At 42.7% G+C, this 17,705-nt stretch carries 15 protein-coding genes and 1 pseudogene; 2 read left to right on the forward strand and 14 right to left on the reverse strand.

Annotated elements, in window-relative coordinates:
- The 12 genes from BTN98_RS20550 to acs all read right to left on the reverse strand — a co-directional run.
- On the reverse strand, positions 1-248 hold a 248-nt coding region (locus BTN98_RS20550), incomplete at its 3' end, for a hypothetical protein (RefSeq protein WP_205853521.1).
- Positions 249-441: 193 nt separating this feature from the next.
- On the reverse strand, positions 442-663 hold the full coding sequence (locus tag BTN98_RS18985; RefSeq protein ID WP_060998654.1) for a helix-turn-helix transcriptional regulator: 222 nt from the start codon (positions 661-663) through the stop codon (positions 442-444).
- Entirely contained in the window at positions 656-883 is a 228-nt protein-coding gene (locus tag BTN98_RS18990; protein WP_060998655.1) for a helix-turn-helix transcriptional regulator, read from the reverse strand. Before BTN98_RS18990 ends, BTN98_RS18985 begins: the two co-directional genes overlap by 8 nt.
- 259 nt (positions 884-1,142) lie before the next feature.
- Positions 1,143-1,439: a DNA-binding transcriptional regulator Fis gene (fis, locus tag BTN98_RS18995; protein ID WP_005372656.1), complete on the reverse strand. Its 297-nt coding sequence runs from the start codon at positions 1,437-1,439 to the stop codon at positions 1,143-1,145.
- Between the two features lie 23 nt (positions 1,440-1,462).
- Positions 1,463-2,428 (reverse strand): tRNA dihydrouridine synthase DusB, encoded by a 966-nt coding sequence (gene dusB / locus BTN98_RS19000; RefSeq protein ID WP_060998727.1) that lies wholly within the window; start codon positions 2,426-2,428, stop codon positions 1,463-1,465.
- A gap of 176 nt (positions 2,429-2,604) precedes the next feature.
- Positions 2,605-3,489, reverse strand: a complete 885-nt coding sequence (gene prmA, locus BTN98_RS19005) for a 50S ribosomal protein L11 methyltransferase (RefSeq protein ID WP_060998656.1) — start codon at positions 3,487-3,489, stop codon at positions 2,605-2,607.
- A gap of 153 nt (positions 3,490-3,642) precedes the next feature.
- Positions 3,643-5,100, reverse strand: coding sequence for a sodium/pantothenate symporter (gene panF / locus BTN98_RS19010; RefSeq protein WP_060998657.1), 1,458 nt, complete (start codon positions 5,098-5,100; stop codon positions 3,643-3,645).
- Positions 5,093-5,374: a YhdT family protein gene (locus BTN98_RS19015; protein ID WP_036788894.1), complete on the reverse strand. Its 282-nt coding sequence runs from the start codon at positions 5,372-5,374 to the stop codon at positions 5,093-5,095. Before BTN98_RS19015 ends, panF begins: the two co-directional genes overlap by 8 nt.
- A 192-nt stretch (positions 5,375-5,566) precedes the next feature.
- A complete protein-coding gene (gene accC, locus BTN98_RS19020) occupies positions 5,567-6,910 on the reverse strand; it encodes an acetyl-CoA carboxylase biotin carboxylase subunit (protein ID WP_060998658.1) in 1,344 nt (447 codons plus the stop codon).
- Between the two features lie 15 nt (positions 6,911-6,925).
- A complete protein-coding gene (accB, locus tag BTN98_RS19025) occupies positions 6,926-7,399 on the reverse strand; it encodes an acetyl-CoA carboxylase biotin carboxyl carrier protein (protein ID WP_060998659.1) in 474 nt (157 codons plus the stop codon).
- Between the two features lie 26 nt (positions 7,400-7,425).
- Complete coding sequence (gene aroQ, locus BTN98_RS19030; RefSeq protein ID WP_060998660.1) at positions 7,426-7,878, reverse strand: type II 3-dehydroquinate dehydratase; 453 nt, start codon at positions 7,876-7,878, stop codon at positions 7,426-7,428.
- Positions 7,879-8,392: 514 nt separating this feature from the next.
- Positions 8,393-10,342: an acetate--CoA ligase gene (gene acs / locus BTN98_RS19035; protein ID WP_060998661.1), complete on the reverse strand. Its 1,950-nt coding sequence runs from the start codon at positions 10,340-10,342 to the stop codon at positions 8,393-8,395.
- A 362-nt stretch (positions 10,343-10,704) separates the two neighbouring features.
- On the opposite strand from acs, the gene BTN98_RS19040 reads away from it, so the two are divergent.
- Together BTN98_RS19040 and BTN98_RS19045 are read left to right on the forward strand one after the other, a co-directional pair.
- A complete protein-coding gene (locus BTN98_RS19040; RefSeq protein WP_060998662.1) occupies positions 10,705-11,877 on the forward strand; it encodes a 3-phenylpropionate MFS transporter in 1,173 nt (390 codons plus the stop codon).
- A gap of 231 nt (positions 11,878-12,108) precedes the next feature.
- Entirely contained in the window at positions 12,109-15,561 is a 3,453-nt protein-coding gene (locus tag BTN98_RS19045; RefSeq protein ID WP_060998663.1) for a hybrid sensor histidine kinase/response regulator, read from the forward strand.
- Positions 15,562-15,616: 55 nt separating this feature from the next.
- Here BTN98_RS19045 and BTN98_RS19050 read toward each other — a convergent pair whose 3' ends face one another.
- Both BTN98_RS19050 and BTN98_RS19055 read right to left on the reverse strand, forming a co-directional pair.
- On the reverse strand, positions 15,617-17,320 hold the full coding sequence (locus tag BTN98_RS19050; RefSeq protein WP_060998664.1) for a sodium:solute symporter family protein: 1,704 nt from the start codon (positions 17,318-17,320) through the stop codon (positions 15,617-15,619).
- Positions 17,321-17,331: 11 nt separating this feature from the next.
- Positions 17,332-17,597 (reverse strand): annotated as a pseudogene (locus BTN98_RS19055) (DUF4212 domain-containing protein).
- Positions 17,598-17,705 lie beyond the last annotated feature (108 nt).

Consider the following 17,705-nt stretch of genomic DNA (forward strand, 5'->3'; position numbering starts at 1 on the left):
CTGAAGAAATCGCTAATAATTTGGTTATTATATGGAATCTTATGAGGAAACAATATGAATTGGCAAGTCAGTACTTCAGCATAGTAACTATGCATAACATCGAATCTATCAATAATTGTGCGCATTATTTTCTTATCATGCCCACCAGCACTGTTTAATAATCGCCATACTTTGTTCTTATAAACAAAAGGTATTGATTTAGGAATGTGTTCCAATATTGAGTCATAAGTATCTTGCTGCGCAGCCATATAATATAAATTACCTGATTTTTAATTTTATTTTCATGTGATTAACTTGTTGTAATTTCTATTTTTAATCGTCAAAAACGAATGGAAATTATTAAAGAAAAGCCACATTAAAGTTGTGGATTGTTGCAAACGGTTATCGGGATAATAAAAAAAGGGGTAGAGCATAAGCCCTACCCCTTGATTAGAATGGTAATTATTGTTGAGCCTGTAACCACGCTTCATATTGATGTCTAAACCAACCAATGGTTCTTCCATTTATAGTCCACGGTCTAGGAAACTTTCCACTGTGCCACCAGCGCCATATAGTTGAACGATCTTTACCTAGGCGTAGGCACATTTCGGCAAGCGGAATAATATCAATAGGCGCACCAGAAGCTGTTGTTATGTCTTTGCTTATATCTTGACGATTACTCATTGGTAGCTGCCTCATTTGAGGTTTTTTCCAGAGAGTTCATCCAGCAAAGAACTTCTGATAACAGCCACATTACCTTTCTTTCACCAACTCTGCGTTTCGATGGAAAATTGTTCTGCTTCTCCATTTCCCATCGAGTCGTACGGCATAAGCCAGTCATTTGTGCACATTCTTTTTCTGATATCAGTCTATCAGGGAAGTCTGTGACATTTTGTTTACTCATTTGTGCATCCTTTTTAATAGGAGCGCAGATGAGATTTAGGGTTGAAATAGATTAAAGGTTTATTGAAGTTTGAACAAGGTTGTTTGCGTTTAAATTGACTCAATAAACGGAAAGTAATTAAGCAGATATAAAAAGGCAGGAGGATAAATGTATCAAGGTATGAATTGTTATTAGTGTATCAATCTGTGTATCAAATACAAAAAAGCCTATTCCAAATCAAAAGAATAGGCTTTTAAAACATTAACTTAGACTTTTTGGTCTAGTTCATGCCGTATTTCTTTAGTTTCTTACGTAGCGTACCACGGTTGATACCCATCATGGTTGCAGCGCGAGTTTGGTTACCGCGAGTGTACTGCATGATAGTGTCTAGTAGTGGTTGTTCAACTTCTGCAAGCACAAGCTCGTACAGATCGTCGACTTCCTGACCATTTAATTGAGCAAGGTAGTTTTTAAGGGATGCCTTCACTGAATCACGTAATGGTTTCTGTGTGATTTGGTCTTGTGAAGTTACAGTTGTTACTGTTAACGCTTCGGAAGTCAGATTTTGTTCGAACATAATTCTGTAAGCTCTTCTAGTATTTATGCAACGTTTTCGAAGTAGCCTTGCAGCGCATCGATTTGCTGTTGAGCATCCTCGAGTGCGTTGAAGGTCCGGCGGAAATCACCAGCTGGTGCATGTTCTTTCAAATACCAAGACACGTGTTTACGTGCAATGCGTAATCCTAGGTAATCACCATAAAATTGGTGAAGTGCCTTAACATGTCCCAACATAATTTCACTGATTTCGTCAATTGACGGTGCAGCGAGGTGTTCACCGGTTGTTAAGTAATGGTGGATTTCTCTAAAAATCCACGGCTTTCCTTGTGCAGGTCGGCCAATCATTAGAGCGTCGGCACCGGTATAATCCAATACAAAGCGTGCTTTCTCCGGGCTATCGATATCACCGTTAGCGATAACTGGGATTGAGATGGCTTGTTTCACCGCTCTAATGTAGTCATATTCCGCTTCACCTTTGTACATGCAAGCCTTGGTACGTCCATGAAGGGCGAGGGCCTGTATGCCACATTGTTCGGCGAGTTTGGCTATGTTGACACAATTCCTGTTGTCCAGATCCCAGCCTGTACGGGTTTTAAGCGTAACAGGCACATCTACTGCGTCCACCACTGTACGAAGAATCTCTTCGATCAGATTGGGATACTGCAATAGAGCAGAACCGGCTAATCGTTTATTTACTTTCTTAGCTGGGCATCCCATGTTGATATCGATGATTTGCGCACCGTTTTCAACACTGAATTGCGCCGCTTCGGCCATCAATTTTGGATCAGCACCTGCTATCTGAACCGAACGAATCCCCGATTCACCTTCGTGAACCATGCGATTGAGCGATTTAGACGTCTTCCAGAGATCTGGATTTGACGACATCATCTCGCTAACAGCCATGCCTGCACCGTAGCGAAGGCATAATTCACGAAATGGCCGATCGGTCACACCCGCCATTGGCGCGACTATCAGTTGGTTTTTAAGTTGATATGGACCGATATGCAAAATGTCTCTACCTGACTGTGCCAGTAAGGGCGCGCATTTTACGCATTTTTTACGCTGCTGAAAAGGCCAATAATTGAGCATGATGATTTTGTTTGTCAAAACAGCATGATTTTCAATCAATTGACCCATTAAATTAATTAAAAATAATCAACAGCAGCAACCAATTACCGTAAATTTTATGCTTTATGACCCGAGATACGACACCACTCTTCGCGTGCCATTACTGGATCTAATGTGATTTCATCGCTGTAGTAAGTTGCAACATCTTCTGCTTGGCTTTCAAGTACACCAGAGATTGCTAAGTCACCACCCTTTTTCACTAGGCTCTTAATCACTGGTGATAATTCACGCAGTGGGCCGGCTAGAATGTTAGCAACAACCACGTCAGCTTGAATGCCTTGTGGCTGATCTTGGGGTAGATATAGCTCGAGATTGTCTGAAACGCCATTGCGCTCAGCATTATCACGAGAAGCTAAAATAGCCTGTGGATCGATATCAATACCAATTACTTTTGCTGCGCCTAATTTAAGTGCAGCAATGGCTAAAATACCTGAACCACATCCAAAATCGATAATCGTTTTACCAGTAAGATCTTGACCGTCTAGCCACTCAAGACACAGTGATGTGGTTGGGTGCGTACCAGTACCAAATGCCAAACCTGGGTCTAGCAATACATTAACGGCATCAGGTTCTGGTGCTTCACGCCAGCTTGGGCAGATCCATAAACGGCGACCAAAACGCATTGGGTGGAAGTTATCCATCCACTCACGTTCCCAGTCTTTATCTTCTAATTGCTCGATTTTATAAGCAAAATCATCAGCAATTAGCGGGCTGTTTTTAAGCATGTTCAGCACGAAATCCATGTCGGCTTCAGCATCATACAAACCAATAACATCAGTATCACCCCATAAACGGGTTTCACCTGGCATAGGCTCGAAAACTGGCGTGTCTTGTGCATCAAGGAAAGTGGCGGATAGAGCACCAGTCTCTTCCATTAGCATGTCGCCAATTGCTTCTGCGTTCTCTGCAGTAGCGTTCAGTTTAATTTGAATCCAAGGCATGGTTTATTCGCTTATTTTGTGACTACTTGAACATAGGGGGCGCAGTTTAGCATGAAATTTCACCAATCCCCATTAGCAGATGCTAAACAATAGATAAAAAAAGAGCGTATCGATAGACACGCTCTTGGTTGTGTTAGTGTAATTAACAATTAATTATTTGTTAGCTGCGGCGATTTTTGATTGGTTAGGACGTGCATAACTACCAATAATAAAGGCAATTAAACCAATGACTAATGTCGGTACAATCGCGTGCATACCACCCATGTCAGGTTTACCTAATGACAGTCCTAAATAGGTGGTTAGGCCAACAATCATTGAGGCAAATGCGCCTGTCGCTGAGGCTTTTTCCCAATATAACCCTAATACTAATGGCCATAGGAATACTGCTTGTAAGCTACCAAAGGCTAATAAATTAAGCCAAATAATCATATTGGGTGGGTTCATTGCCGCCACAAATACCAGTGCTGAAAAAATACCTGTTACCCATAGGGATAGCTTCGGCAATTTTGTTTCAGCTGCGTCACCTTCGGCGATTTTAGGATTAATATAATTGATATATAAATCTTTCAATAAGGTTGCAGATGCTTGAATTAATTGAGAATCAATGGTCGACATAATAGCTGCCATTGGGCCGGCTAAGAAGATTCCAGCAACAGCAGGTGGTAATACTGTCACCATTAAGGTTGGCATGATTTGGTCAGGGCTGGCGATATTCGGCACGATAGCGCGGCCTAATGCACCCGCTAAATGCATTCCAAACATCAGTAGCGCCACCATAATGGTGCTAATTACCATGCCTTTATGTAATGAACGGCTGTCTTTATATGACATACAGCGTACTGCGGCATGAGGTAAACCAATGACGCCAAAACACACCAGAATCCAAAAGCTGAGCATAAAAGGTTGGCTTAAAAAGTGGTTGGGACCATAGGGTGAAACCAAAGCCGGATCAATATCATGAAGTTTGGTTACCAGCGCACCAATACTGCCACCGGTATGTACAATCCCAACTAATAGGGCGATCGTGCCAATGATCATCATGATCCCTTGAATGGTATCAGTCATGACGACTGCACGAAAGCCACCAATAGTGGTATACAGTCCAACAGTGATCGCAAACAACATCAGCCCATGAGTATAAGACAGACCTGTGACGGTTTGCAGTAGGCGTGCACCGCCGACAAATTGCACCACCATAGTGCCAAAGAAGGCTAATAGTAGTGATAGAGAAGCAAAGATCACCACGCCTTTGTGTTGGTAGCGAGCATATAAAATATCATTGAGGGTTAATGCATTATGACGGCGAGATTCAATCGCAAACTTTTTTCCGAGCACGCCTAATGTTAACCATGCTGCGGGCAGTTGAATCATGGCGAGCAATACCCAGCCCAACCCCATCTTATAAGCAGCACCTGGGCCGCCAATAAAGGTGCTGGCACTGGCATAAGTCGCAGCAAGGGTCATGGCGAGTACAAAGCCACCCATACTACGACCACCGACAAGGTATTCAGTTAAGAAATTACCCTTACCCTGAAAACGGCGAGTATAGAGTGCGACGCCAAAAACGGCGGCTAAATAGAGCACCAAAGGAATGATAAGTTGGCTATTCATGTGGTTTATCGTCTGTTATTTCAAGAGGGAGATCGTGGTAAATAAATTTGACCATAAGGGCGCAAAGTATTGTAAAAACAATTGGGCCAATAATGCATGACAGCAAAAACCATAATGGGAAACCAAAATAGAGGGTTGGCATACTGAGGTCATTAATAGCGGGGGCAAACCCATAGGCGGAAACATACCACCAAAGAAAATAAGCTAACGCGAGTCCTATCGCCCAGCGCGCTTCTTTATGTGCTTGGCGGTAGCGGGCAGAAAGCGTTTTCATGCGGTTTCTCCAGTTGTTATTGGTCAGAGGCTTATCAGATAATTGAGAAAATCACTGATAGCGGTTAAAAAAGAGGGCTATTGTGGCAAAAGATAGACGTTTATGCCATGTCTCGTATTCAGATAAGATTTGTTGTCGCTAATAATAAAAAAGGCCACCTTTAGGCAGCCTTTTTAACGTTAGATAACGTTATTACTGTAAACCAAGCTTCTTTTCAAGGTAGTGAATATTAGCACCACCTTTTTGAAAGTTTTCATCAGCCATAATTTGTTGCTGAAGCGGAATATTGGTTTTAATACCGTCAATGATCATTTCACTTAATGCATTACGCATACGTGAGATGGCAACATCACGGTTTTCACCGTAAGCAATCAACTTACCAATCATTGAATCATAGTAAGGCGGTACAGTGTAGCCTGTGTAGATATGCGATTCCCAACGAATACCCATGCCACCTGGTGAGTGGAAACGGGTGATCGTGCCTGGACACGGAAGGAAACGCTCAGGATCTTCAGCATTAATACGACATTCAACCGCGTGGCCACGAATTTGAATATCTTTTTGGCTAAATGATAATGGTTGACCTGCAGCAATACGTAATTGCTCTTTAATTAAGTCAACGCCAGTAACCATTTCTGTTACTGGGTGCTCAACCTGAATACGGGTATTCATTTCAATGAAGTAGAATTCGCCGTTTTCATAAAGGAACTCAAAAGTACCTGCGCCACGGTAATTGATTTCTAAACATGCACGCGTACAACGCTCACCGATGTATTTACGCATTTCTTCAGTAATACCAGGTGCTGGCGCTTCTTCTACCACTTTTTGGTGGCGACGTTGCATTGAACAATCACGCTCACCTAAATGAATTGCACCACCTTGACCATCAGCAAGTACTTGTACTTCGATGTGACGTGGGTTTTCAAGGTATTTCTCCATGTAAACCATGTCATTATCAAAGCAAGATTTTGCTTCCGCACGGGTCATCGCGATCGCTTCAGTCAATTCTTTTTCTGAGCGAACAACACGCATACCACGACCACCGCCGCCACCAGAGGCTTTAATGATAACTGGGTAACCAATACGCTTAGCAAAAGATTTATTTTTTGCTTCATCGTCATCAAGTGGGCCATCAGAGCCAGGAACACAAGGAACACCAGCTTTTTTCATAGCACTGATTGCAGAAACTTTATCGCCCATTAGACGAATTGTTTCAGCTTTAGGGCCTACAAAAATAAAGCCAGAACGCTCTACTTGCTCAGCAAAATCAGCATTTTCAGATAGGAAACCGTAGCCAGGGTGAATTGCTACAGCGCCAGTGATCTCTGCTGCACTGATGATACGAGGAATATTAAGGTAACTATCGATACCGCGCGCGGGGCCAATACAAACTGATTCATCAGCCAATAATACGTGCTTAAGATCGCGGTCAGCTGTTGAGTGAACAGCTACCGTTTTAATGCCTAATTCTTTACATGCGCGAAGAATTCGAAGTGCAATTTCACCTCGGTTCGCAATTACTAATTTATCTAACATAGCCAGGAGCCTCGATTACTCGATGATTACAAGCGGTTGGTCGAATTCAATTGCGTCGCCATCAACTGCAAGAATCGCAACGATCTTACCGGCTTTGTCTGCTTGAATTTGGTTCATCATTTTCATTGCTTCAACGATACATAGAGTATCGCCAATGTTGACTGATTGACCTACTTCAGCAAAGTTCTTTGCTTCAGGGCTTGGCGCACGGTAGAAAGTACCTACCATTGGTGAAAGAACTTGATGACCAGCAGCAACAACAGGTGCTTCTGGTGCTTGGAATGATGTTGCTTCTGTTGCTGGTGCTGCTTGAACAGGTGCTGCTTGAACAGGTGCCATCATAGGAGCAGCAGCATATTGTTGTGGCATCGCTGTTGCGGGTACATTACGACTGATTCGAACTGACTCTTCACCTTCAGAAATTTCTAGCTCTGCAATACCAGATTCTTCAACCAGTTCAATTAGCTTCTTAATTTTACGAATGTCCATTATTTTTCTCTTTATATATTGTTCAGTTAGCTATCTGCATGCAGGCGATTAACCGCTGCCTGTAGGGCGAATTCATAACCGTCAGGGCCTAGACCACAAATCACTCCTACCGCTTTATCCGATAAGTAAGAGTGATGACGAAAAGGTTCACGTGCGTGAACGTTAGATAAATGTACTTCAATAAACGGAATAGCAACACCAAGCAAGGCATCGCGAATAGCAACACTCGTGTGAGTGAAGGCTGCTGGGTTTATTATAATGAAATCCACCTTAGTATGGGCTTGGTGAATTGCATCAATTAACTCATGCTCCGCATTTGATTGAATATGTTCTAATACCACCCCTAAATCGACGGCTGTAGTCGTTAATTTTTGAACCAGTTGCGTAAGTGTTTGCTGGCCATAATGATCAGGCTCACGCAAACCCAGTAAATTTAGGTTAGGTCCATTAATCAGTAAAATTCGTTTAACGGTCGGCATCTTGACGTCTCATCACTTGTTTATGAGGGTAAACTCGCACAACTTGTGGTTATCTACAAGTTGACTTCCATGTGTCCGTTTTTTTACTACCAAACATTAATTGTGAACCAATTATAGAGAATTCAACGCAAATCGCAGCAAAATACTGGTCTAATCACCACATTTTGTGCGAACAGCTGTAAGCTGTTGTAAGAATGTTAGTAGATGTGAATACGTTCATCTTACGTCAATGTAACGTAACTAAGTGCAAGAATTTAGTAATAAATATAGTTTTTTGTCGGTTATTACTAAGCAGTGATAATTGCGCTTAAAAAAGATGTTTTAAAGGCATATTTAATAATGCTATTTCAATAAATATGTTCAATATTAAACAGGTTAACGCGACATTTTAGTATTAGGTAGCTTATCCTAAGCTGAATTAGTTCTAAATTACCATTAATAATTGGATAAAAAAAGACCACATTTAGTGGTCTTTTGAGGTTCGGTTAATTAATTTTTTCGTTATGAGTGAGAGTTAAAGTAATTGCTGTTTTTCTGCAATCAGTTTCTCAACCACACTTGGATCTGCTAGCGTTGAAGTATCACCAAGAGATTCAGTATCACCGGTGGCAATTTTACGTAAAATGCGCCGCATAATTTTGCCTGAACGGGTTTTAGGTAATGCATTCGTCCAGTGCAGAAAATCTGGGGTAGCAATCGGACCTATTTCTTTACGTACCCAATCTTTGACCTGCTTATGTAACTCGGCGCTAGGGTACTCACCATCATTAAGGGTGATATAAGCATAAATAGCTTGGCCTTTAATCGCATGCGGTACACCAACAATTGCTGCTTCTGCTATTTTATCAAAAGCCACCAGTGCCGATTCAATTTCTGCTGTTCCCATACGGTGACCTGAAATATTTAACACGTCATCGACTCGACCTGTGATCCAGTAGTAACCATCTTCATCACGACGAGCACCATCACCAGTGAAGTACATACCTTTAAAGGTCGAGAAGTAGGTTTGCTCAAAACGTTCGTGATCACCCCAAAGCGTACGCATCTGACCTGGCCATGAATCTGTCATGACTAAGTTACCGTCAGTTGCACCTTCTAAAATATTACCCACATTATCAACTAGTGCCGGTTGAACACCAAAAAATGGTCGCGTTGCAGACCCCGGTTTGAGTGCAGTCGCACCTGGAAGTGGCGTAATTAAAATACCACCGGTTTCTGTTTGCCACCATGTATCGACGATTGGACAGCGACTATCACCAATAGTGCGGTGGTACCATTGCCATGCTTCTGGGTTAATTGGTTCACCGACTGAGCCCATGATCCGTAATGATGAACGGTTAGTACCAGCAATGGCTTCTTCGCCTTTGGCCATTAAAGCACGAATAGCGGTTGGCGCAGTATAAAGGATATTAACCTGGTGCTTATCAACCACTTCACTCATGCGGCTGGTTGATGGATAGTTAGGTACACCTTCAAAGAGTACTGTGGTCGCGCCATTAGCTAACGGTCCGTAGACTAAATAGCTGTGACCTGTGATCCAGCCGACATCAGCAGTACACCAATAGACATCACCCGCTTGATAATCAAATACATATTTAAAAGTCATCGCGGCATAAACAAGATAACCGCCGGTGGTATGTAAGACGCCCTTAGGCTTACCTGTAGAGCCAGATGTGTAGAGAATAAACAGTGGATCTTCTGCATTCATTGGCTCTGGTGCGCAATGGTTAGAAGCGACTGCGGTTAATTGATGCCACCACACATCACGTTCACTATGCCATTCAACATTGCCACCTGTACGCTGAAATACCACCACTTTTTCAACACTAGTCACCTGCGGATTAGCTAACGCATCATCAACGTTTTGTTTTAAAGGAACGGTACGGCCACCACGAACACCTTCATCTGCTGTGATCACGACTTTAGCGTTAGAATCAATAATTCGTCCAGCAAGGGCTTCAGGGGAGAAACCACCAAACACAATTGTATGTACAGCGCCGATGCGAGTACATGCCAGCATTGCTATTGCAGCCTCCGCGACCATTGGCATGTAAAGACATACCACATCTCCTTTACGTACCCCTTGGCTTTTAAGTGCATTAGCAAATTGACACACTTGTTGATAAAGATCGTTATAGGTTAAGGTTGCATCATCATTGGGATCATCTCCCTCCCAAATGATTGCTGCTTGATCGCCACGATCCGCAAGGTGGCGGTCAATACAATTTGCTGAGACATTGAGCTCACCGTCTTCAAACCACTTAATACTGACATGTCCGCTATCAAATGAGGTGTTTTTAACCTTGGTATAAGGGGTGATCCAATCAAGAATTTGCCCATGTTGACGCCAGAAACCTTGAGGATTTATGGTTGATTGTTGGTACATTTCACGATACTGGTCATCATTAATATGGGCATTACTGGCAATGGTACTATCGACCGGATAAATATGAACCTCACTCATCCCTGTTCTCCTTGAGTTGTTCCCTTGGTGGGTGCTGATGTTTGTAATATTTTACAAACAATGGCTTAGGCAGCATTAGTCATTAAAGTGAACGATTATATGGCTGGCGACAATTAGACTTTAGGATGAGATTAAGGCGCAGAGTGGTGAATTGTTAATGTTGCATCAATGTTACATTTTGTTTTGTGCACTGTCTTAATTATACCGCGCACTTACTCTCTAAAATGAAGTGTGACAATGGTCGCAATTAGACTGCAAAGGTAGAGTCTTTGCGAGTAAAGATGACCTAACTATTACGATAGGGTGGTTGATTTACGGCATAATAGCTTAGTTTTTCATCTACCACATTTTTGAGATCTATTATGTTTAAAAGTAAGCCTTATGGCTGGACATCCCAATATCTATTGGGATTTTTCTTTTCTTACGGGGTGTATTTACCCTTTTGGGCGATTTGGTTTAAACATATAGGGGTTGATGACTCTGATATCGGCTTGTTATTAGGGTTAGGTTTTGCAGTGCGTTGTATTGCCAATTTGGTGATCACGCCTCGAATCCATAAAGTTGAACATCTCATTCCAGCGCTGCGTGGTTTTACTTTATTGGGGCTGGTGGCATGTATTATTTATATTGTCTGTGGCGGTAATCTCTGGGCTCTAGCAGCAGTCACAGTGTTATTTAACTTATCTGCTGGGCCGATTGTGCCAATTTCAGATGCGATAACTAACCATTATGCCAAAGAGGGTCACTTAGATTATGGTCGCACTCGTTTATGGGGTTCGATTGCTTTTATTGCAGGTTCTACCGTAGTGGGTTTATGTGCCCAGCGTTACGGGGCAGATATTATTCCATGGGTTGCGCTAGCGGGTTTAGGCTTTGCACAAATAATGGCGGCACGTAACCCTGCTGTTATGCCTGTTGATGTTAATAGTCATCAACAGACTCGTCCTGCGTTAATGCATATTTTGCGTGATAGCTCAGTGGTTAAATTGATGTTGATTACTGCGTTGTTGCAGGGCAGTCATGCGGCTTATTATGGTTTCAGTTCGATTTATTGGCAAAAAATTGGCTTTGATGAATCAGTGATTGGTTATCTATGGAGTTTCAGTGTTGCTGCTGAAGTAGGGATGTTCCTTATAAGTAAGCGCTTATTTGCCAATTGGTCGATTAACAATATGTTCCGATTAGCAGCCGTTGGGGTATTGGTACGCTGGGGGTTAACTGCCACAATTACCGATCAGTGGGCAATGTTTGCGGTACAGTCATTGCATAGTGTGACTTTTGCTGCGGCCCATTTAGCCGCTATTCGTTATATTGAGCGTTCACCTTCAAATCACATGGTTGCATTGCAGTCGTTATATAATGCGATTCCATTAGGGGCGGTGATGGCAATTTTGACCTCTATTAGTGGTTGGATTTACGGTGATTGGAGTGCAAATGTATTTTGGGTGATGGCTGCAATGGCGATTCCGGTTTTCTTTATTCGACTTCCTTTACCACATAAGCAACCTCAGGCATTAACGCCACAGGTAAATTGAGGCTGAAATAAACCCCAATCGTAATCATGAGAAGCGCTTCCATTGTCGAGTAATCGATTGATGGTGGCGCTTTTTTTGATCGCTATGCAAGCCTGTAGAGCAACTGTATCAATAACAGCAGTATTAATAACGACAACATTAACATTACCCTGATATTTGTGATCAGTATCGATTGAGCCAAAGTGAATAACTCCGTTACAGTGAGGTAGGGCTTTATCACAAGGATGGTTGATGACACAGGGCTGGCTAGTAATCACTGCATTAGTGGTTTATATCGGAGTTTTAGTGGCGATTGCATGGTATGGCGATAAAAAACCACAATGGTTAGCGTCAAAAAGATCATGGATTTATAGCTTATCAATTGCCGTTTATTGTAGTTCGTGGACATTTTACGGCACCGTCGGTCAGGCCAGTGCCAATGTTTGGTCGTTTTTGCCAATCTATTTAGCTCCGATAATCATGTTCACTTTTGGATGGCGAATATGGGCTCGATTAATTGTGATTGCCAAACGTGAACACATTACTTCAATTGCCGATTTTATTGCTGCTCGTTATGGTAAATCACCTGGGTTAGCGGTGTGTGTCACCTTAATCGCAGTCGTTGGTGTGCTGCCTTATATTGCATTGCAACTTCGCGGAATAACCATTGGGGTGGAGTATATTGCTCCTGAATTACATCATCAGTTTGGGCTTAGCTCGATCAATATTGCCTTGATGGTAGCATGTGGATTAGCCATTTTTACGATCTTTTGTGGTACGCGTCATATTGATTCAACCGAGCATCACCGCGGTATGATGATGGCGATTGCTTTTGAATCAGTGGTTAAGCTGGTGGCTTTTTTAGTGATTGGTTTTTTTGCGTTAATGTTACTAAAAGAACAGCCACAGCAGGCAGCTTCAGGTTTGCAAGCACTTGCATCTAAGCCGTTCAATGGCGGTAGCTTTAGTATCCACCTGCTCCTGACAATGGCCGCTATCTTATGTTTGCCTCGTCAATTTCATACTATTGTGGTTGAGAATAATCACCCCAGTGACTTACATCGAGCGCGATGGGTATTTCCGTTATATTTATTGTTAATGGCTTGCCTAGTGGTGCCGTTAGCTGTTGCGGGTCAGCAATGGCTCGAGGGATTTCCTGCTGAAAGTTATGTGATTAATTTACCATTACAACAAGGTATCGCTCCATTAGCACTCTTGGCTTTTATTGGTGGAACATCGGCAGCAATGGCAATGGTTATTGTGTCAACAGTAGCACTGGCCAGTATGATTTCTAACGATGTGGTATTACCATTATTGCTGCGACGTTTAAAAGTGGCTAATCGACATTTTGATGCCTTCTCTGGGCTGTTACTGACAATTCGGCGGGTGTTAATTGGCGGGTTGTTGGTCGCAGCTTGGGGGGTTTATATTGTTGTTGCTAATGTCGAATCGCTATCTGGGATTGGGCTCTTATCTTTTGCTGCCATCGCGCAGTTTTCTCCTGCTTTATTAGGTGGGTTATATTGGCACAGTGGTAATAAAAAAGGTGTTTATTGCGGCTTGTTTGGTGGCATCACGGTGTGGTTGTTGGTGATGTTTAACCAAGCTGATATTTTAACTGGCAGTGTAATAAGCAAGGTGATCTTTGAAATATTAACTCCACCACAATACGCATTTTTAGAACAATTAAACCGTGCTGACTGGGGAATGTTACTAAGTTTATTGGTTAACTTAAGCTTATATATCGGCGTGTCACTCGCAACCCGCTCTTCGTTGACCGAACGTATGCAAGCCGCCACTTTTGTTGGCACTCCTTTGGTTACAGCAGAAAATGAACAGTTATATCAAACGCGGGTAACGGTAGTTGAATTAGAAATGTTAGCAGCAAAATTTGTCGGTCAGCAGCGAGTGCGACAGGCTTTTTTACAGTTTTCGATTCAACATCAATGTCAGTTAATACCGCATCAGCAAGCGTCTCCCGCGATGATTTTACATACTGAACGAGTATTAGCGGGTGTATTTGGTAGCTCTTCAGCAAGGTTAGTACTCACTTCCGCATTGCAAGGTCGACACATGCAATTAGAAGATGTCGCGACTATTGTTGATGAAGCGTCAGAGATGTTTGATTTTAGTCGCGGCTTATTACAAGGAGCGATTGAACATATTAGCCAAGGGATTGCGGTGGTTGATAAACAATTGCGGCTGGTGGCGTGGAATCAACGTTATTTAGAATTATTTACCTTTCCTGCTGGATTAATTCAAGTCGGACGCCCTATTGCTGAAGTTATTCGTTATAACGCTCAGCAAGGATTATGCGGTGAGGGCGATCCTGAGCAGCATGTGGCTAGACGGATACAACATCTACAGCAAAGAACCCCCCATACTTCATCGCGAGTGCGTGCTGATGGTCAGGTGATTGAGGTTCAAGGTAACCCAATGCCTGGCGGTGGATTTGTGATGAGTTTTAGTAATATTACTGTTTTTCGCCAAGCTGAAGCGGCTCTAAAAGAGTCCAATGAAAACCTAGAAGCACGAGTTAAAAAACGGACTCAACAGTTAGAGCAACTTAATCAGCAATTGGTCGTCGCAACGCAACAAGCTGAGTCACAAGCGCGTTCTAAAAGTAGATTTTTAGCAGCAGTGAGTCATGATTTAATGCAACCGCTTAATGCTGCAAGATTATTCTCATCATCATTAGTGGAAGTTAGTGAGGGCCAGCAAAGTGCGCGTTTAGCGTCTCATATAACCAGTGCATTAAGTGCTGCCGAGGATCTTATTGGTGATTTACTTGATGTGTCACGTTTAGAAGCCGGAAAGTTGGCAGCACATATTGTGCCGTTACGAGTAAGTGATGTTTTAAGCGTTTTGCAAGCTGAATTTGGGGTGTTGGCTGTGCAGCAGCAAATTGATTTTAAAGTGGTAATGAGTGATGTGGTGATCCTTTCAGACAGTAAGTTATTGCGACGGGCATTGCAGAACTTTTTAACTAATGCTTTTCGCTATAACCCCAAAGGACGGGTGTTATTAGGTGTGCGCCGTCGTGGTGATCGACTATTTATCGAGGTTTGGGATAATGGCCCTGGCATCCCTATTGAGAAACAAGCGGATATTTTTGATGAATTTACGCGTATGGATCAAACCGGAGCCGATCATGGATTAGGCTTAGGGTTGGCAATTGCACGAGGGATCTCACGGGTTTTAGATCATCCGTTAGGATTGCGATCATGGCCTCAAAATGGCACCGTATTTTCATTAGCGGTTGGACGTTGTTCGCCTTCGATGTTGGCGTTAAAAACCTCGCCATTACCGAATACGAGTGGGGGGTCATTAGCGGGATTAAAAGTGCTTTGTATTGATAATGAAGCACATATTTTAGTAGCAATGACGACTTTATTAGAGCAATGGCATTGTGAGGTGCGGATTGCAGAGAATAAATCACAAGTCTTACAACAATTGTCTGATGGCTGGCAGCCAGATGCGATATTAAGTGACTATCATCTTGCTAAACAACAAACGGGGTTGGACATTTTATTATGGTGTCGAAACCAATTAGGGACGCATTTTAAAGGGGTGGTGATCAGTGCGGATCGGTTAACTGAACATCAAGCGCTGATGCGCCAACATGGGTTTAGCTTTTTAGGAAAGCCGGTTAAACCACTTAAATTGCGCGCAATATTAAATCACTGTTTAATTAAAATAAAGTAATGGAAGTATGACGCTCTGATTGAGCGTCATCGGTGGTTACTATGCTAATTTTGGTTTAATGCTGATGTGCTTCTCCTGCCCCTTGTGGGTAGCGAATCGACTCCACCATATCTTGTACATCTTGTGGAACAGCTGCGGTAAATTTATTAACGACTAATGACACCACAAAATTTAAGCACATACCTAGCGTACCAATGCCTTCTGGGCTGATACCAAATAACCAGTTGTCACTAATATTGGCCGCGGGGTTAATAAATTTAAAGTAAATAATATAGCTGGCGGTAAAGGTGATACCTGCGATCATGCCCGATATTGCACCTGCTTTATTCATACCACGATAGAAAATACCTAAAATAATCGCAGGAAAAAATGAGCTTGCTGCTAAACCAAACGAAAAAGCGACCACTTCAGCTACAAACCCCGGAGGATTAATACCAAGATATCCGGCACCAATGATTGCAACTGCTGCGCCAGCTCTCGCGGCCAATAGCTCTTGCTTTTCTGTCATGTTCGGCCGAAAACCTTTTTTCAATAAGTCATGCGAGATCGAAGTCGAGATTACTAATAATAACCCTGCAGCCGTTGATAGCGCCGCTGCTAATCCTCCTGCGGCAAGTAATGCTACAACCCAATTGGGCAGTTTGGCTAACTCAGGACTAGCCAGCACGATAATATCGCGGTTGATGGTCATTTCATTGCGCTCATCGCCAGAGTAAAACATTTTGCCATCGTTATTTTTATCTTCCCAAGCAACTAAACCTGTCTTTTGCCAATTAGTGATCCAACTTGGTGCTTGTTCAGCATCGACACCTTTAAGATCGGGGCCATTAATGGTGTCGATTAAATTAATGCGCGCAAAGGCAGCAACAGCGGGGGCGGTGGTGTATAAAATGGCGATAAAAAGTAATGCCCACCCAGCAGATATACGGGCATCTTTTACTTTTGGCACGGTGAAAAAGCGAATAATAACGTGGGGTAATCCTGCGGTCCCCACCATTAAAGCGGCACAAATGAAGAACACATCAATCATGCTTTTTGAACCGTCAGTGTAGGGCGTAAAGCCAAGCTCAGTGGTGAGTCCATCTAGTTTTTCAAGTAAGTAAGTTTCAGAGCCGTTTAAGGTTGAACCAAAACCCAGCTGTGGAATTGGTGAACCAGTCATCATGATGGAGGTAAAAATAGCCGGTACCATAAAGGCAAAAATCAATACGCAATATTGGGCTACTTGAGTGTAAGTGATGCCCTTCATTCCGCCTAATACGGCATAAAAGAATACAATTCCCATGCCGATAATAATGCCCATATTAATATCAACTTCTAAAAAGCGAGCAAACACTACGCCTACACCACGCATTTGTCCTGCAACGTAGGTAAATGACACAAAGATAGCGCAAAATACCGCCACCATACGGGCTGTTTTAGAGTAGTAACGATCGCCAATAAAATCGGGAACGGTAAATTTCCCAAATTTTCTTAGGTAAGGGGCTAAACACAGCGCAAGTAACACATAGCCACCAGTCCACCCCATGAGGTAAACCCCCCCATCGTAGCCGATAAATGAAATAATACCGGCCATTGAAATAAATGAGGCTGCCGACATCCAATCAGCAGCTGTTGCCATGCCATTAGCGACGGGGTGAACCCCACCTCCTGCTACATAAAATTCACTGGTGGAACCAGCACGAGCCCAAATTGCAATACCGATATAAAGTGTAAATGTCATCCCGACTAACAGAAAAGTCCAGCTTTGAATTTCCATGGTCTCTCCCTTTAGTCTTCTTGAACATTGAATTTACGATCAAGCGCATTCATGCGTACGACATACACAAAAATCAGTGCAACAAAGGTAAAGATTGATCCTTGTTGCGAGAACCAAAAGCCTAATTTGAAGCTACCAAACTGAATGGTATTGAGCGCATCAACAAATAAAATGCCTGCGCCATATGAGACTAAAAACCAGATAGCGAGTAATGATCCCATGATACTAAGGTTTTTTTCCAGTAGGCTTGAGCCTGTTCCTTTGATTCAAATGCCATTGTTATCTCCTATTGAATACGATACAACGTTAAGTTGTTAGTAAAATGTTATGAATAAACGATAGCAATAATGGCATTATTCAGCCGTGCAACTTTAGTCGAGCGCAG

The organism is Photobacterium aquimaris (assembly GCF_002954455.1).
Taxonomy (GTDB): domain Bacteria; phylum Pseudomonadota; class Gammaproteobacteria; order Enterobacterales; family Vibrionaceae; genus Photobacterium; species Photobacterium aquimaris.